The 19,716-nt window shown below is 31.4% G+C and carries 18 protein-coding genes; 10 read left to right on the forward strand and 8 right to left on the reverse strand.

Features of this window, described 5'->3' with window-relative positions:
* Positions 1-173 precede the first annotated feature (173 nt).
* Entirely contained in the window at positions 174-2,642 is a 2,469-nt protein-coding gene (locus MUN68_RS10470; protein ID WP_249996595.1) for a DUF5686 and carboxypeptidase regulatory-like domain-containing protein, read from the forward strand.
* Positions 2,643-2,726: 84 nt separating this feature from the next.
* On the forward strand, positions 2,727-3,098 hold the full coding sequence (locus MUN68_RS10475; protein WP_249996594.1) for a cytochrome c oxidase assembly factor Coa1 family protein: 372 nt from the start codon (positions 2,727-2,729) through the stop codon (positions 3,096-3,098).
* Positions 3,099-3,103: 5 nt separating this feature from the next.
* Here the strand turns inward: MUN68_RS10475 and MUN68_RS10480 are convergent, their stop codons facing one another.
* Together MUN68_RS10480 and MUN68_RS10485 are read right to left on the reverse strand one after the other, a co-directional pair.
* Complete coding sequence (locus MUN68_RS10480; protein ID WP_249996592.1) at positions 3,104-4,381, reverse strand: T9SS type A sorting domain-containing protein; 1,278 nt, start codon at positions 4,379-4,381, stop codon at positions 3,104-3,106.
* Positions 4,382-4,384: 3 nt separating this feature from the next.
* A complete protein-coding gene (locus MUN68_RS10485; RefSeq protein ID WP_249996591.1) occupies positions 4,385-5,026 on the reverse strand; it encodes a protein-L-isoaspartate(D-aspartate) O-methyltransferase in 642 nt (213 codons plus the stop codon).
* A gap of 156 nt (positions 5,027-5,182) precedes the next feature.
* Between MUN68_RS10485 and MUN68_RS10490 the strand changes: the two genes are divergently transcribed.
* From MUN68_RS10490 to MUN68_RS10525, 8 genes are all read left to right on the forward strand, one after another.
* The gene (locus MUN68_RS10490) at positions 5,183-6,142 is read left to right on the forward strand and encodes a Gfo/Idh/MocA family protein (protein WP_249996590.1); all 960 of its coding nucleotides are present in this window, start codon (positions 5,183-5,185) and stop codon (positions 6,140-6,142) included.
* Between the two features lie 52 nt (positions 6,143-6,194).
* Positions 6,195-7,085, forward strand: coding sequence for a 3-hydroxybutyryl-CoA dehydrogenase (locus MUN68_RS10495; RefSeq protein WP_249996589.1), 891 nt, complete (start codon positions 6,195-6,197; stop codon positions 7,083-7,085).
* A gap of 72 nt (positions 7,086-7,157) precedes the next feature.
* Complete coding sequence (locus MUN68_RS10500; protein WP_249996588.1) at positions 7,158-8,396, forward strand: DUF1015 domain-containing protein; 1,239 nt, start codon at positions 7,158-7,160, stop codon at positions 8,394-8,396.
* 77 nt (positions 8,397-8,473) lie between these two features.
* Positions 8,474-9,142, forward strand: coding sequence for a YggS family pyridoxal phosphate-dependent enzyme (locus MUN68_RS10505; RefSeq protein WP_249996586.1), 669 nt, complete (start codon positions 8,474-8,476; stop codon positions 9,140-9,142).
* 69 nt (positions 9,143-9,211) lie between these two features.
* Positions 9,212-10,588, forward strand: a complete 1,377-nt coding sequence (locus MUN68_RS10510) for an exonuclease domain-containing protein (RefSeq protein WP_249996718.1) — start codon at positions 9,212-9,214, stop codon at positions 10,586-10,588.
* Between the two features lie 20 nt (positions 10,589-10,608).
* On the forward strand, positions 10,609-11,490 hold the full coding sequence (locus MUN68_RS10515; RefSeq protein ID WP_249996585.1) for an ion transporter: 882 nt from the start codon (positions 10,609-10,611) through the stop codon (positions 11,488-11,490).
* Positions 11,491-11,565: 75 nt separating this feature from the next.
* Positions 11,566-12,414 (forward strand): tRNA (adenosine(37)-N6)-dimethylallyltransferase MiaA, encoded by an 849-nt coding sequence (miaA, locus tag MUN68_RS10520; RefSeq protein ID WP_394357621.1) that lies wholly within the window; start codon positions 11,566-11,568, stop codon positions 12,412-12,414.
* Positions 12,415-12,510: 96 nt separating this feature from the next.
* The gene (locus tag MUN68_RS10525; RefSeq protein WP_249996584.1) at positions 12,511-12,702 is read left to right on the forward strand and encodes a cold-shock protein; all 192 of its coding nucleotides are present in this window, start codon (positions 12,511-12,513) and stop codon (positions 12,700-12,702) included.
* Between the two features lie 104 nt (positions 12,703-12,806).
* On the opposite strand, the gene MUN68_RS10530 is transcribed toward MUN68_RS10525, so the two are convergent.
* The 6 genes from MUN68_RS10530 to MUN68_RS10555 form a co-directional block, all read right to left on the reverse strand.
* Positions 12,807-13,517 carry a response regulator transcription factor gene (locus MUN68_RS10530; protein ID WP_249996583.1) on the reverse strand — a complete coding sequence of 237 codons (711 nt, stop codon included), beginning with the start codon at positions 13,515-13,517 and terminating at the stop codon, positions 12,807-12,809.
* A gap of 3 nt (positions 13,518-13,520) precedes the next feature.
* Positions 13,521-15,092, reverse strand: a complete 1,572-nt coding sequence (locus MUN68_RS10535) for a sensor histidine kinase (protein ID WP_249996582.1) — start codon at positions 15,090-15,092, stop codon at positions 13,521-13,523.
* A 63-nt stretch (positions 15,093-15,155) separates the two neighbouring features.
* On the reverse strand, positions 15,156-15,755 hold the full coding sequence (gene coaE, locus MUN68_RS10540; RefSeq protein ID WP_249996581.1) for a dephospho-CoA kinase: 600 nt from the start codon (positions 15,753-15,755) through the stop codon (positions 15,156-15,158).
* A complete protein-coding gene (locus MUN68_RS10545) occupies positions 15,752-16,642 on the reverse strand; it encodes a CdaR family protein (protein ID WP_272792363.1) in 891 nt (296 codons plus the stop codon). The genes coaE and MUN68_RS10545 overlap by 4 nt, the downstream gene beginning before the upstream one ends.
* A gap of 67 nt (positions 16,643-16,709) precedes the next feature.
* Positions 16,710-17,723: a glycosyltransferase gene (locus MUN68_RS10550; protein ID WP_249996579.1), complete on the reverse strand. Its 1,014-nt coding sequence runs from the start codon at positions 17,721-17,723 to the stop codon at positions 16,710-16,712.
* A gap of 73 nt (positions 17,724-17,796) precedes the next feature.
* The gene (locus MUN68_RS10555; protein WP_249996577.1) at positions 17,797-19,710 is read right to left on the reverse strand and encodes a T9SS-dependent choice-of-anchor J family protein; all 1,914 of its coding nucleotides are present in this window, start codon (positions 19,708-19,710) and stop codon (positions 17,797-17,799) included.
* Between the last annotated feature and the right edge of the window lie 6 nt (positions 19,711-19,716).

A 19,716-nucleotide genomic window follows, 5' to 3' on the forward strand; every position in this document is an offset into this window, starting at 1 on the left:
GTCATCTTTTTGGCATCGTAATTGTGTGAAAACATTTAACAATTACAATAGTTTTATTTATGATTGTTTAACAACCTCAATTTGTTAAAATGTCTAAGTTTGACAATTGTAAGGCAACCTTTTTAATAAAAAGTACGTCTTTATAATAAAGACACCATCAATCAATCAACCATATGAAAAAAATACGTCTCACCACACTTACATTATTATATGCATTTGTTTCATTTTCACAAATTAAAGGAACCGTTGCAGATACGAACAGCAAGCCCTTGCCATTTGTAAATATCTTTATCGAAAACACATACAAAGGCACAACCAGTAATGAAGAAGGAATTTATGAACTCAACATTTCAAAACCGGATACTTATACGGTTGTATTTCAGTTTTTAGGTTATAAAACAGTCAAAAAAACGGTGACCATTGAATCGTTTCCATTTAATCTTGATGCTGTTTTAGCTGACGAAGAAATCTCTTTAAATGAAGTCGTTGTTACTGCTGGAGAAAATCCAGCCAATATTATTATAAGACAAGCCATTGCAAAGCGAAAAGAAAATCTTGAAAAAATTAAAAGCTATAAAGCCGATTTTTATTCTCGTGGATTAATTAGAATTAAAGATGCTCCTGAAAAAATTCTCGGACAAGAGGTTGGAGATCTTGGTGGTGGTTTAGATTCTACTCGAAGTGGTGTGATCTATTTATCTGAAACCATATCAAAACTTGAATTTTTAAGGCCAAATAAGCTTAAAGAAAAAATTGTGGCATCTAAAGTAAGTGGCGATGACAAAGGATTTAGCTTTAATAATGCTATTGATGTAGAATTTGATTTATACTACAATACCATCGAACTTGGAAATCAAATCATTTCTCCAATTGCGAACAATGCATTTGGATATTATCGTTATACTTTAGAAGGTGTTTTCTATGATGACAGAGGGCATTTAATCAATAAAATTAAAGCGACACCTCGTCGTAAAAATGATCCTGTCTTCGAAGGGTTTATTTATATTGTAGAAGATCAATGGACCATCTACGCTGCCGAACTAGATATTACTGGTATTCAAGCGCGACTTCCAGCAGTTGACAAAGTGAAAATTACTCAAAATTTCGCGTATTCTGAACAAGGAAACCTTTGGACTAAAATTTCTCAAAATATAGATTTCAAATACGGCTTATTTGGAATAAAAGGAGATGGTCGTTTTACAGCTGTTTATAGTAATTATGTGATTAATCCAGGCTTAACACGTAAAGATTTCAGTAGAGAAATAGTCTCTTTTGCAGATGAAGCTAATAAAAAAGATTCTACATTTTGGACAGCAGTGAGACCTGTTCCATTAACTGATGAAGAAATCACTGACTATATCAAAAAGGATAGCATTCAAATTGTAAAAGATTCAAAAGTTTATAAAGACTCTGTAGATCAGGTTAATAACAAATTCAAATTTAGCAATATTATTGGTGGTTATACGTACAGTAATACTTACGAAAACTGGCGTGCAGGCATTACGTCTCCAATTGAAGCAATTAGTTTTAATACAGTGCAAGGCTGGAATGGAAATGTTGGTGGTTTTTACACCAAAAGCTTTGACGATTATAAGCGTTATTTTTCAGTAAATGGAAACATAAATTATGGTTTTAGCGATCATCGTTTGCGTGGTACATTATCTACAACGTATAAATTTAATGATACAAGTCGACCATTTTTAACTGTTTCTGGTGGAATTGAAGCTGCACAATTTAATGCTTCAAATCCAATTTCTAGATTTGAAAATACGATAGCATCGTTATACTTTGAAGATAATTATATGAAGCTTTACGATCGAAGTTTTGTTGAAGCTAACTTTTCTGAAGAGTTATTTAATGGATTTAGATTTTACACAACCTTAAGTTATGAAAGACGTAAAGCGCTTTTTAATACTTCTGAACAAGTATTTTTTCCTGAAGATGACGATGTGTACACAAGTAACAATCCGTTGAGTGAATCGGCATATGGTATTGCACCTTTTGAAACTCATAACATTGTTAAATTAAATGTGTTGGCACGAATTAATTTCGGACAAGAATATTTGAGTTATCCTGATAGTAAATACAACATTACTAAAGATAAAAATCCAACAGTATTACTTGGCTATGAAAAAGGATTAGGAGCAACAAATGATGATTATAATTTTGATCAAGTAAAAGCAAGAGTGTATCAATCCTTTAATGTCTCAAACAAAGGGCGATTTAGCTATAATATTAGAGCTGGAAAATTCTTTAATGCGGATGACATTTCCTTTGTAGATTTTCAACATTTTAACGGAAACCAAATTCATTTCAGTCAGCAAGGCAACTATACAGATGTCTTTAATAATCTAGGATATTATGATTTAAGCACAAATGATTCTTATTTAGAAATGCATGCTGAACATGATTTTAACGGGTTTATTTTAAGTAGAATTCCGTTATTGAAAAAACTGAATTTTAATTTGGTAGTTGGTGCTCATGCTTTAGCAACTCCAAACAACAAACCATATCAAGAATATACCATTGGTTTAGACAATATTGGATGGGGAAAATGGCGTTTCTTACGTGTAGATTATGTACGTTCTTACCAAAGTGGTTTTGTAAGTGATGCTGTTTTATTTGGACTAAAATTCTTTTAAAAACATAAGGTTTTGACAACTAATTTGATAAGACAAAAAAATTGGTTACAAATGTATTGGAAATGGCTTGTTCCAACAATTGTTATGATTTTATTATTAGTTATTTTCTTTTCTTCAGGAATGAATAAAGTTGCATCAGATTTAACAATAGCGTATTCAGATACTGAATTATATAATAATGCTCTAGAAAAAGTGAAAGCAAATGAATCTGCTCTTAATATTTTAGGAGAGATTCAACCTATTGACAAACTTGCTATTTTAGAGGGTCAAGCTAACTATTCTGAAGATAATTCTTCTGTAAAAACGTCCATAAGAATTGTTGGAACCAAAGGAAATGCTAAATTAGATATCATTGCAAATAAAGTGAAAAATGATTGGGTTTATAAAACTATCAACATAAGAATTAAAAAACCGAAAGACAAAAAGCAAACTATAGTTATTGTTTCAGAAAACTAAAAGCCTTAGTGTTTAATTAGTTTAAACGTTTCTTGTAATCCTTCAGAAGAAACTCTCATAAAATATAAACCTGAAGATAAACTTGACGTATCAATCTGAGATAGGTTTTTATACTGAGCAATTAACTTTCCGAAGCTATCATAGAGCTTAACATTAAATTCATACAACTGAGATTCAATAGTTAAAACATCTTGAAACGGGTTTGGACCAACAAAAACTTTCAAATTATCATTTTCAGTAACACTCAACAAATCACATTCTGGATTTACAGTAGATGACGTTGAAAAAACACCATTTATTACAGACCAGTTTTCCCAAACAACACCTTGAGAATTTGACCAATCTGTTAAGTCGATATAATTTTCTGCACTATAGAGTCCAGGTATTTTGGCTACTTTAATCGCTTCACCTCCTTGGTTCCATGTTAATGCTTGTCCATCAACACATGTTTCTGGCATAAAATCGTCAATACAATTAGACTGTAAAAAGTATGCAAACTCAGGATAGTCAGGATATTCTCCATAGACATAAGCGCGACCTATATTATCGATACAGACTGCTGTATATTCATTACAAGCAATACCAAAAGCACGCGTATTATTATCCGTTGCATAACGAGCTAAAAACGCAGCATGTCTTGCACGTCTGTCTGGATCATCATAATGTGTATCTGTAATCACATGTTCTAAAAATGGAATCTCTAAAAAATCATTATAACCCAATTTCATTCGATTATGATATGGATTTGATAAGGCTTGAGCATTGGTTACTGTTCCGTTTTCTGCTGAAAAATATGCACCACCTAAAATTGCCATTCCAGCACTTGTACCACCAATTACACCTCGTTTTGTATTTATAAAACTGTTTAGCGTGTCTTCCATATCGTTATCCTTAAAATAACTCACATAATCAAATTGATCGCCTCCAGCGAACCAAATCGCTTCAGCATTAGCCACTTTTTGAAGTACATAAGGATTTGTTGCTCCAGCTTCGTTATTGATTACAAATGTGGTGACAGAATTAATTGTCACTCCTAAATCAGAGTAAAAATAATCGTTATAGCCATCACTTCCTGAAGCTCTTAAAACCACAACATCTCCTCCATTAGCTTTATTTAAAAACCAAATCATAGCATCATCATTTTCACTCGCTCCTCCCATCATACATATACCAAATTCATGGTTTGTAGATATATCTGTAGCACTTCCAGTGGTATATTCGGTATAATTTTGTGCAATTATAATCTGAGTGAATACTACAAATAGTAATGTAATTTTTTTCATAGTCTAATTCTTATCTTCTAATAAAGGAACAAATCGAAATTCACCAAACTCATGTTGCTCAAATTCCTTTGGTCCTTTTCTAATAAATAAAGTCATAATTTGTACAGCATCACCAACTGGAATCACTAAACGCCCTCCAATTTTTAACTGACTTAATAAAGGCTTCGGAACAAAAGGTGCACCAGCAGTAACAATAATACTGTCAAATGGTGCTTCAGCTTTCAAACCAATATAGCCATCTCCAAAAATGAGTTTCTTTGCTCTATAGCCTAATTTAGGTAAAAACTTACTTGTCTTTTTATAAAGCTCATGCTGACGTTCAATACTAAATACTTTTGCACCTAATAAATATAAAACTGCAGTTTGATAACCACTTCCAGTACCAATTTCTAAAACTTTGTCTTCAGGATTAATTTGTAACAATTCACTTTGAAAAGCCACTGTATAAGGTTGAGAAATCGTTTGATCGGCAGCAATTGGAAATGCTTTATCTTGATAGGCATGATCCAAAAAACTAGAATCCATAAATAAATGTCTAGGTATCTTACCTATAGCATCTAGTACGTTTTCATCTTTTATCCCTTTAGCTTTCAAAGTCTTAACAAGTTGTTGTCTTAAGCCTTGATGTTTAAATGTATCTTTCAAAGTAGTTAAGTTTACTAGGTAAAAATACTTGAAACATTTTTATACTGAAAGTTAAATCTCTTAGATTTATCAACTATACAAAAACTGACATTATTTATTATAAAATTCGCATAAAAAAACTGTGAAAAATCTTATTTTTGTTGAAAACGTAAAACAATGCTAAAAGCTGGTGTTCTTGGTGCTGGTCACCTCGGTAAAATTCATTTAAGACTTCTTAACCAATCTGAAAAATATGACCTTGTAGGTTTTTATGATGCAGATGAAACTAATGCCAAAAAAGTTGTTGAAGAATTTGGATATACATACTTTGATACTATTGAAGCTCTTATTGATGCTGTAGACATGGTAGATATCGTTACTCCTACACTGTCACATTACGATTGTGCAAAAAAAGCAATCGCTAAAGGAAAACATATTTTCATAGAAAAGCCTATTACAAATACTGTTGAAGAAGCCGAACACATTAGAGAGCTTCTCGCACAACACGATATTCGTGGACAAGTTGGTCATGTAGAGCGATTTAATCCAGCATTTATTGCTGTGAGAGAACAAGTAAACAATCCTATGTTTATCGAAACACATCGTCTAGCAGAATTTAATCCTCGTGGCACAGATGTTCCAGTGGTTTTAGATTTAATGATTCATGATATCGATATTATACTAAGCGTTGTAAAATCTAAAGTGAAAAATGTGTCTGCCAGTGGTGTTTCAGTAATAAGTGACACACCAGACATTGCAAATGCTCGTATAGAATTTGAAAACGGTTGTGTTGCTAATTTAACAGCAAGTCGTATTTCACTTAAAAATATGCGTAAAACACGTTTTTTTCAGAAAGACGCTTATATCTCTGTAGATTTCTTAGAAAAGAAATGTGAAGTTGTAAAAATGAAAGATGCACCAGAATTACCTGGAGATTTTGATATGATCCTTCAAAATGCAGAAGGCATTAAAAAGCAAATCTATTTTGACAATCCTGAAATAGCAAATAACAACGCCATTTTAGATGAATTAGAAACGTTTGCAGATGCAATTAATAACAATACAACTCCTATTGTCACACTACACGATGGTACTGAAGCATTACGTGTAGCAACAATGATAATCGATCAATTTTAAACAATAAACCTAACTCTAGTTTCCTTTTCCGGAAACAAAAAATAAATACGAAATGAAAAATGTAGCAGTCATTGGAGCTGGAACAATGGGAAACGGAATTGCCCACACATTCGCTCAATCTGGATTTAAAGTACAATTAATAGATATTAGTGAAGCCTCTTTAAAACGAGGCATGGATACCATTGCGAAGAATTTAGATCGTATGGTTGCTAAAGAAAAAATCACTGAAGCTGATAAGCAAACCACTTTAAATAACATTACAACATTTACGAATGTAGAAGCTGGTGTGGAATATGCTGGATTAGTTGTTGAAGCTGCAACAGAAAATATCGACTTAAAACTTAAAATATTCAAACAATTAGATGACGCTTGTGGTGGTGATACCATTTTAGCAACTAATACGTCTTCTATATCTATTACTCAGATTGCTGCAGTTACTTCTCGTCCAGAAATGGTGATTGGGATGCACTTTATGAATCCTGTTCCGATTATGAAATTGGTGGAGATTATTCGTGGATATAATACAAGTGATGAAGTCACCAATACAATCATGGAATTATCTAAAACTTTGGGTAAAATTCCAACCGAAGTTAATGATTATCCAGGCTTTGTTGCGAACCGAATTTTAATGCCAATGATTAACGAATCTGTTGAAACCTTATACAATGGTGTTGCTGGTGTTGAAGAAATCGATACGGTTATGAAATTAGGTATGGCACATCCAATGGGTCCTTTACAATTAGCAGATTTTATCGGACTAGATGTTTGTTTGTCTATTTTGAATGTGATGTACGACGGGTTCAAAAAGCCAAAATACGCACCATGCCCATTATTAGTAAATATGGTAAGAGCTGGTAAATTAGGTGTAAAATCTGGTGAAGGTTTTTACGATTATTCTGAAAGCAGAAAAGCAGAGAATGTATCTAAGCAATTTCAGAAGTAAAAAGCTGTAAGGCAAAAGGCATAAGAAATGGACTCTATTCCCTTTTTCCTAGTTACTAACTACTAAAAAAACATGGCAAAAGTAATTCCGTTTAAAGCAGTACGACCTACAAGAGCTATTGTTGGCTTGGTTGCTGCACGTCCTTATCAAAGTTATACGATTGATGAACGTGAATCGAGAATGGATTATAACCCGTTTAGTTTTCTTCATATTGTAAATCCTGGTTATAAATACGACCAAGTCATTACTGGAGAAGAACGTTACAAATTGGTGAAAAATAGATATCTAGAATTCAAAGAAGATGGTGTTTTTGTTCAAGATGAAAAACCATCTTTTTACGTTTATAAAATCGTCAATCGACTTGGACAAGAATTCAACGGAATCATCGCAGCAACAAGTGCTGAGGATTACGAAAAGGACATCATAAAAAAACATGAAAACACAATAGCTAAAAGAGAAAAAACGTTTAAAACCTATTTAAAAACTGTCGGTTTTAATGCAGAACCTGTTTTACTTACTTATCCTGATAACGAAATCATTTCAGACATTATAAAAGAAACTCAAAAAGGCTATGCAGAATTTGAGTTCACTATGACCTATCGTGATACGCATTTTTTATGGAAAATAGATAATGCCGAAACTATTGCAGTAATTCAGAAAGAATTTGAAACTATGAATACCATTTACATTGCTGATGGTCACCATCGTTCGGCTTCTTCGCATTTGCTATATAGTGATGAAAAAGCTAATAATCCAAACCATAATGGGACTGAATCTTATAATTTTTTCATGTCATATCTCATCCCTGAATCAGAATTAGTTATTCATGAATTCAACCGATTAATAAGAGGTTTAAATGGTTTAAGCAAAGAAGAATTCCTAATCAAGTTAGACACTACATATCGCATCGAAAACAGAGGAGTATTACCATATAACCCATCAAAACCACATCATTTCAGTATGTATTTAGATGGTGAATTCTATTCTTTATACTTAAGAAAAACGAGTTATGAATTCCATACAGCTTTAGATAAATTAGATGCTCAATTACTTTACAAAACGATTTTACAACCTGTTTTAGGTATTGATGATTTACGAAATGATAATCGCATCGAATATGTAAACGGTCAACATGAAATGATAACTATAAAAAGTAGTGTAGATAGTGGAGAATTTATGGTGGGCTTCGGAATGTGTCCAACTACCGTAAACCAAATGAAATTAATTGCTGATGAAGGTTTAAAAATGCCTCCTAAAAGCACATACATCTTGCCAAAATTAAGAAGTGGTATTACAGTGTATGAATTTTAAATAATGTGAAGTTGTTAAGATGAGTAACTCAACAACATGCACCTTTACAACATACATCTATACAACATACAGCTATAATGAGTATAAAAGAAAACCTAAATAATATAACATCTCAATTGCCTAAACATGTGACTTTAGTTGCAGTTTCAAAGACAAAACCTATTTCTAATATCATGGAAGCCTATGATGCTGGACAACGTATTTTTGGAGAAAACAAAATCCAAGAAATGGCTGAAAAACATGAACAAATGCCAAAAGATATTCAATGGCATATGATTGGACATGTACAGCGAAATAAGGTTAAATATATGGCTGAGTTTGTGAACTTAATTCATGGTGTTGATAGTTTTAAACTTCTGAATGAAATCAACAAACAAGCAAAAAAACATAATAGAACGATTAACTGCTTGCTTCAAATAAAAATTGCTGAAGAAGATACTAAATTTGGAATGTCTTCAAGTGATGCTAAAAAATTAATTACTTCTGAAGAATTTTCTATCTTAAACAACATTTGTATTAATGGAGTTATGGGAATGGCAACATTTACTGATGAGACCAATCAAATTGAAAAAGAATTCAACCGACTTAAAACAACATTTGAAGATTTAAAACAAGTTGAAGCGACAAACTGCACACTTCAAACAATCTCAATGGGAATGAGTGGTGATTTTAAATTAGCAATTGATTGCGGAAGCACAATGGTTAGAGTTGGAAGTCGTATCTTCGGAAGAAGAAATTACAATTAAATAATTGTAATTTAGACAACTAATAAGTATTCAACTTTTTTAAACAAATAACTTTTAAACTCTTATCATATTTACGCAATATTAGACATAGAAACTACTGGTGGAAAGTATAATGAAGAAGGAATAACTGAGATAGCCATATATAAATTTGATGGTCATAAAGTCATAGATAAATTTATTAGTCTTGTTAATCCAGAACGCGAGATCCAACCTTTTGTAGTTAACCTAACTGGAATCAATAGTAACATGCTCAAAACGGCTCCAAAATTTTATGAAGTCGCTAAACGCATTGTTGAAATTACTGAAGACTGTATTATTGTTGCACATAATTCAGAATTTGATTACAGAATTCTTCGAACAGAATTCAAACGACTGGGTTTCGGATTTAAACGTGAAACACTCTGTACTGTTGAACTTTCAAAGCAATTAATTCCTGATCAACCGTCGTATAGCTTAGGAAAACTCACAAGATCTTTAGGAATTCCTGTTAGTGATAGACATCGTGCAAATGGAGATGCAATGGCAACTGTAAAGCTATTTAAAATGTTACTTACCAAAGATTTAGATAAGTACATTATTGAAAACAATATCAAAAAAGCAGTTGCTGAAAAACGACTAAATCCAAATCATAAAATTATTATAGACGCCTTGCCAGCTGTTACTGGTGTTTATTATATTCACGATGCTGAAGGTAAAATCATCTATATAGGAAAAAGTAATAATATTAAGCATCGCATCAATCAGCACTTAACAAATAACAGTACTAAATCTAAAAAATTACAGTTACAAGTAGCTTCGGTTACTTATGAAAAAACTGGAAGCGAACTTATTGCATTACTAAAGGAAAGTGAAGAAATTAAACGCAATAAGCCTATACATAATAGAGCTTTGAGACGTAATATTTTTACCCATGCACTTTATAGTTATCAAGATGAGAATGATTATACCATTCTGAATATTGATATTGCAGATGGAAAAAAAACGCCAATAACGACGTTTACAAACCGTCAAAGTGCTAAAAGCTTTATGTTTAAAGCTGTAGAAGCGTATAATTTATGTCAAAAACTTACAGGATTGTATCCAACAAAAAGTAGTTGTTTTAATTATACAATTAAACAATGTTTTGGTGCATGCATCAAAGAAGAAGCTCCAGAATCTTATAACAAACGTGTTCAACAACTCATTGAAAAACACAGTTACGATAATAAAGACATGATAATTATCGATAAAGGTAGAGACATCGAAGAACGAAGCGTGATTTACATACAAAATGGCGTTTTTAAAGGTTTAGGTTTCTTTGATTTAAATTATCAAATTACAAACATTGAAGTGCTTCAATCGATTATCACTCCAATGGAAAATAATAGAGACACACAACATATCATACAGAGTTATTTAAGAAAAAACAAACGCCTTAAAGTTTTACACTTAAACCCTTCTAAATAAGTTTTTAGTATTTTTGATACATGCCAGAAAAAAAACCTCATAGCAATTGGAGAGCAAAAGTTCATGAAATTATTTATGAGGCAGATACACCTGCTGGTAAATTTTTTGATATCGTTTTACTTATCGCAATTTTAGCTAGTATTCTACTAGTAATGCTCGAAAGTATAGAGTCCTTAGACCAGCAATACCATTCCTTTTTCAATGTTTCAGAATGGATTATTACAATTTTATTTTCTATAGAATATATATTACGTATTATTTCAGTAAAAAAACCTCTTAAATACATCACCAGTTTTTATGGTGTTATAGATTTACTTTCTACCATACCAAAATACTTATCATTAATATTTGTAGGCACACATGCACTTGTCGCATTTAGAGCTATACGTTTATTACGAATATTCAGAATTTTAAAACTTGTTAGATTTTTATCAGCTTCTAACCATTTAGCAACTGCGTTAAAAGCAAGTCGAGCTAAAATATCTGTATTTATGCTAACTGTAGTTATTATTACAATTATTCTAGGTACTGTTATGTATTTAGTTGAAGGTAAAGAACACGGTTTTGATAACATTCCTAAAAGTGTCTATTGGTGTATTGTAACACTAACAACTGTAGGATTTGGAGACATTACTCCTCAAACCCCTTTAGGACAAATTATTGCGTCATTTATTATGATTATGGGTTATGGTATTATTGCTGTTCCTACAGGAATTGTATCTGCTGAATATACAAAACACTCTAAAGATGAAGAAGAGGCTTCAAATAAAGCCAAACCAAAATCAAATCCAATTATACATACCAACTCACAGTCTTGTGCAAATTGTTTGACCTCAAATCATAAAGATGGTGCTAAATTTTGCTATAATTGTGGGCATAATTTACATTTAAATTCACCTTAATTTTAAAAAGTCATTACAAATCAAACTAAATATCTAATCTCCATAGTTGGACCGACAGCTATAGGAAAAACGACATTGAGTATAAAACTAGCTCAGCATTTTAAGACTGAGATTATTTCAGCAGATTCAAGACAATTTTATAAAGAAATGCAAATTGGCACTGCTGCTCCAACTCCATCAGAATTAGCGTCTGCTCAGCATCATTTTATTCATCACAAATCTATTGAAGATAGTTATAGTGTTGGTGATTTTGAAAAAGAAGCCATTAAAACATTAAAAACTCTTTTTCAAACTAAAAATATTGTAATTATGGTTGGTGGATCAGGTTTATATGTTGACGCTGTTACAAAAGGACTGGATGAATTTCCACATGTAGATCCTAGTATTAGGCTATCATTAAATGAAATGCTTAGTACTGAAGGAATAAAATCTTTACAAGAACAGTTAAAAGTTTTAGATCCAAAATCATACGAAACAATTGCTATCGACAATCCACATCGATTAATAAGAGCTTTGGAAATTTGCATAGGAAGCAAACAACCTTATTCTTCCTTTTTAACTTCTACTAATAAAATAAGACCATTTAAAACCATTACTATTGGTTTAACCTCAGAACGTGATCTTATCTATAATAGAATAAATACTCGTGTTGATAATATGATGGATGAAGGCTTGCTGGATGAAGTTAAAAACTTAGAGCCCAAACAAGATCTAAATGCCTTAAATACAGTTGGCTATAAAGAATTATTTAAATTTTTTGACAAAGAGTGGACATTAGATTTTGCAGTCGCTGAGATTAAAAAGAATACCAGACGTTTCGCGAAGCGACAATTGACTTGGTTTAAAAAAAACACAGACACATTGTGGTTTGATAATACTACAAAGACAGATGTAATACTTGATGCTATTATTAAACATAAATAATATCTTTTATAATCGTGATTTAAATTAAACGATAAAAAGACTAATATTCCATTAATAAGAACTACTTTTGCAACTTAAATAAAAATAAATTTTATTATGAGTAAAGGTACCGTAAAATTCTTCAACGATTCTAAAGGATTTGGATTTATCACTGAAGATGACAACAACAAAGAACATTTTGTACACATTTCTGGTTTAATTGATGAGATTAGAGAAGGAGATGCCGTTGAATTCGATTTAACAGAAGGAAAAAAAGGATTAAACGCTATAAACGTAAAAGTTATCTAATACTATTCGTTTTATAAAGCTAAAGCCTATCATTAAATGATGGGCTTTTTTATTGCAAAAAAAATCCAGCTAAAAGCTGGATTTTTAATCTATATCATATGTTTCTATACGTCTTGGCTTATAACTAATCTAAATCCTTCACCATGAATATTTAAAATTTCTACTTCCTCATCAAGTTTTAAATATTTTCTAAGCTTAGCAATATAAACATCCATACTTCTTGAAGTAAAATAATTATCATCTCTCCAAATTTTAGTAAGCGCTAATTCTCTAGGCATTAAATCATTTACATGAAGTGCTAAAAGACGCAATAATTCGTTTTCTTTAGGAGATAGTTTTATTGGATCTTTACCATCAAATTTTAAGAAACGCAGTTTTGAGTTTAAATCAAAACGTCCAATTTTAAATTCAAATTGTTTACTATCTGCTATGGTATCAGTAGCCTTACGTTGAATAATAGCCTTTATTTTCATTAAAAGAACTTCACTATCAAAAGGTTTATTTAGATAATCATCTGCACCAACTTTATATCCTTTTAATACATCTTCTTTCATTGCTTTAGCTGTTAAGAAAATAATTGGAACATCTGTGTTTTTCTCACGTATTTCCTTAGCTAACGTAAAACCGTCTTTATAAGGCATCATCACATCAAGAATACAAAGGTCGAAATCATCTTTCTTAAATTTCTCGAACCCTTCCATTCCATTTTTAGCATGAACAACATCATAATCATTCATGTTAAGATAGTCCTTTAAGACTGTTCCAAAATTTGGATCATCTTCGACTAAAAGTATTTTTTTGTTTTGTTCTTCCATAATTTATGATATTAATGGCAGTTTAATTGTAAATACACTACCTTTTCCTTTTTCACTTTCTACTGATATATGACCTTGATGGTCATCAACAATTCGTTTAACATAGGCCAAACCTAATCCATGACCTTTGACATTATGTACATTTCCTGTGTGCTCTCTATAAAATTTTTCAAACACTTTTTTCTGTACTTGTTTAGACATTCCATTACCTTTATCTGCAATCCGCAATAAGATATTAGTTCCAACATTCTCTGTATACACATCAATTTTAGGTGCTTCATCACTATATTTCACTGCATTATCTAAAATATTAACAATTACATTTGTAAAATGCGTATCGTTTGCAAGAATTGATGATTTTTCAGCATTTAAATGCGTTTTAACATATCCTTTTCGATCTTCAACAATCAATTCTATATGACTAATTGCATCTTCTATTATGTCGTGTAACTTTACTCTTTCCTTACTTATATTAAGCTCATTCTTTTCTAACTTAGAAATCCTTAATACATTTTCAACTTGAGCGTTCATACGTTTGTTTTCTTCTTTAATCATTCTAAGATAACGCATTACTTTCTCTTGATCTCCAATTATTTTTGGATTTCTAATTGAGTCTAAAGCCAAATTAATAGTTGCTATAGGCGTTTTGAACTCATGTGTCATATTATTGATAAAATCGGTTTTAATCTGTGAGATTTGACGTTGTTTTATCAACTGATAAATAGCGCTAGAATAAGCAAGAACAATAATTGACGTAAATAAAATTGATAATGCTATCATGCCCAAAATTGAAGACAATAAAAATTTTCTTCTTTGAGGAAAATCAACATAAAGCATATAATCACTATTATTATTATCATCAAGAAAAACAGGAACACCTGTAGTTGAATTAGGATTTAATTCAAAATTTCCTGATTGTACTTTCGTTGAAAGATCTCTATCATAAATAGCAAATTCAAAAGCTGTATCAATACCATTATAATCCAATTGCTTTTCTAAAAGAAACTGTACATCATCTGCAGATACTCGTTTATAAACTGGAATGTTTTTAAACTGTTCTCTAGTTGCAGATTCAAACAACGCCTTTTCTAAATAAGATAAATTACTGATGTTCTTTATCGATTTTTGCAAACTAATCGATCTGTTACCATCTAGGCTATTATTATCATATGTTTCAGTAATTTTAGTGTTTCTTACGCGACTTAAATTGAAACTATCTAAACCAATGTCAAAGAACAATGATGGTACTTTAAAGCTCTCTTCTGAAATAGAATTACCATAAATTCTAGTCTCATTTGACAAGTCATCTTGCTCTAAAATAAAAACCTGTCGTATTGCTGTTGAATCGGGATCAATTCCACTTTCGATAAGGTTTTGAAGCTTTTTTGAATAGACTTCAAACTCTTTTTCTTCAATAGCTTTCGAAACAGAACTTAAAGAACGTTTTACATTTAATGTAAAGTTTTTTTCTTCGTTTTTTAAAGTATTGTTTATAAAAAAAGCTTGAACGAAAATGATACCAATGAGAGATAAACTCATTAAAACCACTAACAAAATGAATAGTTTTTTACCCATCGTTCAAATTTAGCATTTTAACATTTACATGTGCTCTTCTTTAACCTTACATTAACACAAAAGTTAAATTGCAGTATTTTCAATATGTTTTAGTATGGAATTATGTATTTTTTCTATCTGATTTTTTAACGTGTTTTTATCGTTATTAACAATAACAAAGTCAGATAATTTGGCTTTAGCTACATCGCTCATTTGGTTGTTCATAATAGCCAAAACCTTTTCTGGAGTACTTTGATCTCTATTTAAGACACGTTGTAACCGTTTATCTTGATTGGCTATTACGGAAATAATTAAATCGTACTGAGATTGTTGCTGATGCTCAAAAATAATAGCCACTTCTTTTATTACATAAGCTGAATTTTGCCCTTTTAACCAACTTTTAAAATGCGTTCTTACTTTTGGATGTACAATAGCATTCATTTGGTCTAAATATGCTTTGTTATTAAATATTTTATCTGCTATAAATGGCTTATTTAGTTGGTTGTTTTTATACGCATTTTTACCAAAAAGTGAAATAAGTTCTTGCTTAATGGCTTGAGAATTATTCATTAATAATTTAGCTTCAACATCTGCAATATAAATTGGGATATTAAAGTTTTTGAATAATTCAGCAACTGTTGTTTTTCCGCTTCCAATTCCTCCTGTAAGTCCAACTACAATCATTCTGTTATAATGTATTCAATTTTATTTTGTTTCATCTTTACGCGTTTCACATTATCAGGTATCTTAACAAACTTGGGTATGAAATACGATTTATTTGAAGTTTTAATTTCTAAATAATCGCATTCAATCTTAAAATCTGAAGTTTTTATAGATTTATATTCATTCAAACTTACTTCATAAGATACTTTAATTGTTTTTGGAAAATAATTAATTTGAATATCTGATGGTAGATTATTAATCACAACTGGTATTTCTAGAGTACCTTCAGTAAATTTTTCTACATCAGCTGTAATTCTAATCTTTTCTTGAGATAATTTAAATGTATGACCTTCTTCGGGAACTTTTAAGCTTATTGTTGTATTTATATTTTCTTTAATATCTAACAAGCGTAATTCAAAAGTTTCTACATGATCAATGGTTTTAATTTCACTATCTGAACCAATTATTTTAATTGAATCTGGAACCAAAACAATTTTTTTTAAGGAATCATAACCTGAAGCAAAGGACAGATTAGAATTAAGAATGACTGGTACTTTTTTAACCGATAAAGTACCGAATGAAAAACTTAACGTATCTGGTTTAATCGATTCTATCTTAAAATTTTTACCTAATTGTGTTTCAATGTTTGTCAAAGCGCGATTTGCAACCCAGACATAAGTTCCCTTATTTATATAAGTATCATTCTCTATATCAATTGCAATGGTATTATCATAAAAATAGGATGCAAAAAGATTAAAGCCATATGTATTAACACTAATCTTAACTTCAGGGTCTTCATTATTAGTTAAGATTTTATCCTCAGGTAGATTAATATAATTAACAGCTACTGTTAAAGTTTCTGTATAAGATTTTGATAGTTTACTAAGCACCAATATTAAAAAAGCCAAAAGAAAGAATAAACCAAAAACATTAAGTTTTTTATTCTTAATTGACCTAATTAGTATGGATTTTAATTTAGACAGCATTATTAAAAAATAAATTAGGGTAATATGCTTCTGGTTTCTTTTTTAAGACCTTGATAGCAAATGTAGATTTTAAAAATCCTAAACCATAACCAAAAAATTGAACAAATATTGCAAAAACTGCTTGTATAGCAATTACCACGCTTTTGGTCTGAAATAATGCAACTAAAAAGGCAAAAATCATATATAAACTGAAAATACTCAATAAAAAATAATTTCCTAAAATAGTTAAAAAAGCAGCAAAAATAAGTCCTAAACAAAATAAGCTTGGTAGCCAAAAAATCAGTCGTTCACTATTTGGGTGCCACAAATTGAGTATTGGTCTTACTAAACCGAATTTATGAACTTGTTGATAAAACTTAGACCACGATATGCGTCGTTTATGATACACAAATGCATTATTAATAAGTTTTGTTTTAAAACCTAATTTAATTAATCGTATTGACAAATCTGGATCTTCACCTGGATGAATGTATCCAAAACCACCAGATGCTTCAAATGCGGTTTTAGAAATACCCATATTAAAACTTCTAGGCTGAAATTTTTTATTCTTTGATTTTGATCCTCTAATACCACCAGTTGTTATAAAAGATGTCATAGCAAAATTAATTGCTTTTTGCAGATTTGTGAAGGATTCATCTGCTGCATCAGGACCACCAAAACAATCTACATAATCTTGTTCTAAATCAGTATTAACAACGCTTAAATACTGAGAAGGTAATAAACAATCGGAATCTAATATAATAAAGTAGTTTCCTCTTGCTTTTCGCATTCCAAAATTTCTAGAATCTCCTGGACCAGAATTCGGTTTATTATAATATGAAATATTTAAATCCGCTTCAAAACCTTTTACAACTGTTCTACAATCTATTGTGGATCCATCTTCGATAATCACAATTTCGAAAGGGATATCACTTTCCATTGCTTTGAAGCTTTGTAAAAGTTCTTTAATTTCATCTGGTCTATTAAAGACAGGAATTATAAATGAATAATATAATGCATCCATACACTACAAAGGTAAATAAACAAAACACAAAAGCCACCTTAAAGGTGGCTTTTGAACTATTATTTATTTAAGCTTATTGCTTTAAAATCCTTACTGTTTCAGTAACATTATTAATAGTTACTTGTACAAAGTAAGCGCCTTGGCTTAAGTCATTCATATTTAAATTAGTTTCTAAAGTATTAGGTTTCGCTCTAAGAACTTCTTGACCTAACATATTAAATACTGATACATTTTGAATGCTATTTTGAGCTTTTAATGTTAACTCATTTTTCACTGGATTAGGGAAATATGTGAATGCATTTTCATTCTCAATAGTATTAAGTGATAATGATGCATCAGAAAGCGTGATATTAATTGTACCCTCTTCGGTACCATTATTCCATAATTGTATAAAATAAGTTTCAGCAGCATTCAAATCAGTTAAGCTGACACTAGAAGTTGCATCATCCTCACATTCTAATTCTACTAAAGCACCACAAGTACCTTCATATATAGCTATGTGAGCAGCTGAAGCAGTTCCTAAAGCTGTAACGATATTTACTTGTCCACTTGCAGGTGCATCAAACGTATACCAAACATCAGCAATACTATGGTATAAATCACAATTTAATTGTGTTGGATTAACCGTTGCACATGTATTATCTTGAGTAGTAGTCATTCCGTCAACTGATAGTGCAGTTGCGCTAGCACAATCCATATTTGTTTGTGGAGCTGTACATAATGGTACACAAGTAACATTCATAACATAGTTTCCTGTATCAAAAGCACTATAACCTTCTACAGAAATATAATAGGTATCTGTACCGTTAGCAGAAAACGTTCCTTCACTTTGTACACTAAATACTCCACATGCAGCTTCGTTATCTTCAAACCCTGCTACAAGTGTTAGACTACCAGAAGTTCCTGTATAAACAGCTACTGATGTATCATAATTAGAGCCACATAAACTAATAGTAACATCTGCAGCTCCTTCTGTAGCACTATCGTAACTAAACCAAACATTCGGTGCATCAGAATCCACACCATATGCTGCAGTAGTAGGATTTGCTGAAGCTTCATCTAATGTTGCAGAATCTGTCTCACCACTCATCATAGATCCACAAACAATGGCTTGAGCATCTGCAAAATCATCATTTGCAGGTGTTGGAGGAGGACACGAATCAACTGTATTTCCTAGGAAGACATTACAAGCAGCATTAGAATCGTGCTCTAAAGTTACACCAACTGATGTACCTGTGGTGAAAGGGCCAATTGTAACTGTGGTTGGCACACTATTTACAGTTTCATCAGCTTCTCCACCAGTATTTGAAATCGTTACTGTACCAGAATCTCCTAAACTTGTTACTTCAACCTCAATACTAAACTCTTGGTTTCCACAGTCTTCTACTAAAGTTACAGAACCAATAGCTGGCGTACAAGTTAATGCATTTCTAACTAACACATCATCAATAAACCACTCAGCATCATTGTTTCCTACATAATGAAACGCAATATAAACTTCGTCACCTGTACCAACAATTGGAGATATTGCAAATGGTCCTCTTTGCATCCACGTATCTTCATCAGCTTCTACAACAGTATTGTAAAGTGAAGTCCAAGTTGCAAGTGTAGGATCACCAGACCCTGAATAATCTTCAGACCATAACACATCATGAGTTCCTGCAAACTCTGCAAAATTCACGTTGTCCCAATATAGTAATTCTGGATTTACAGCTCCTGACAAATCAATAAGTGGACTAATTAGCCATTTATCATTATTAACTGTAAAATCGTTAAAAAAAGCAGAATTTGTAGGCGAATTAGAACGTGCAGTAGTAGCAGCCCAATCATTATCAGCAGTTCCATTAGGAACATGTGCAGGACCAGCTTCATCTATCCATCCAGCTGGAGGGAAAGTTCCGCTTTCGAAATCTTCATCTATAAATTGTCCATAAGAATTAAATGACCACAATAAGATAAAGGTCATAACAAAAGTAATTTTTTTCATATCGAT

Origin of the sequence: Psychroserpens ponticola, assembly GCF_023556315.2 — a bacterium.
GTDB lineage: Bacteria > Bacteroidota > Bacteroidia > Flavobacteriales > Flavobacteriaceae > Psychroserpens > Psychroserpens ponticola.

Excerpts from the sequence above, each read along its gene's own strand:
- MUN68_RS10470 (WP_249996595.1), top strand. The coding sequence starts at position 174 with ATGAAAAAAATACGTCTCACCACACTTACATTATTATATGCATTTGTT.
- MUN68_RS10475 (WP_249996594.1), top strand. The coding sequence starts at position 2,727 with ATGATTTTATTATTAGTTATTTTCTTTTCTTCAGGAATGAATAAAGTT.
- MUN68_RS10480 (WP_249996592.1), bottom strand. The coding sequence starts at position 4,381 with ATGAAAAAAATTACATTACTATTTGTAGTATTCACTCAGATTATAATT.
- MUN68_RS10490 (WP_249996590.1), top strand. The coding sequence starts at position 5,183 with ATGCTAAAAGCTGGTGTTCTTGGTGCTGGTCACCTCGGTAAAATTCAT.
- MUN68_RS10495 (WP_249996589.1), top strand. The coding sequence starts at position 6,195 with ATGAAAAATGTAGCAGTCATTGGAGCTGGAACAATGGGAAACGGAATT.
- MUN68_RS10500 (WP_249996588.1), top strand. The coding sequence starts at position 7,158 with ATGGCAAAAGTAATTCCGTTTAAAGCAGTACGACCTACAAGAGCTATT.
- MUN68_RS10505 (WP_249996586.1), top strand. The coding sequence starts at position 8,474 with ATGAGTATAAAAGAAAACCTAAATAATATAACATCTCAATTGCCTAAA.
- MUN68_RS10515 (WP_249996585.1), top strand. The coding sequence starts at position 10,609 with ATGCCAGAAAAAAAACCTCATAGCAATTGGAGAGCAAAAGTTCATGAA.
- MUN68_RS10525 (WP_249996584.1), top strand. The coding sequence starts at position 12,511 with ATGAGTAAAGGTACCGTAAAATTCTTCAACGATTCTAAAGGATTTGGA.
- MUN68_RS10530 (WP_249996583.1), bottom strand. The coding sequence starts at position 13,517 with ATGGAAGAACAAAACAAAAAAATACTTTTAGTCGAAGATGATCCAAAT.
- MUN68_RS10535 (WP_249996582.1), bottom strand. The coding sequence starts at position 15,092 with ATGGGTAAAAAACTATTCATTTTGTTAGTGGTTTTAATGAGTTTATCT.
- coaE (WP_249996581.1), bottom strand. The coding sequence starts at position 15,755 with ATGATTGTAGTTGGACTTACAGGAGGAATTGGAAGCGGAAAAACAACA.
- MUN68_RS10550 (WP_249996579.1), bottom strand. The coding sequence starts at position 17,723 with ATGGATGCATTATATTATTCATTTATAATTCCTGTCTTTAATAGACCA.
- MUN68_RS10555 (WP_249996577.1), bottom strand. The coding sequence starts at position 19,710 with ATGAAAAAAATTACTTTTGTTATGACCTTTATCTTATTGTGGTCATTT.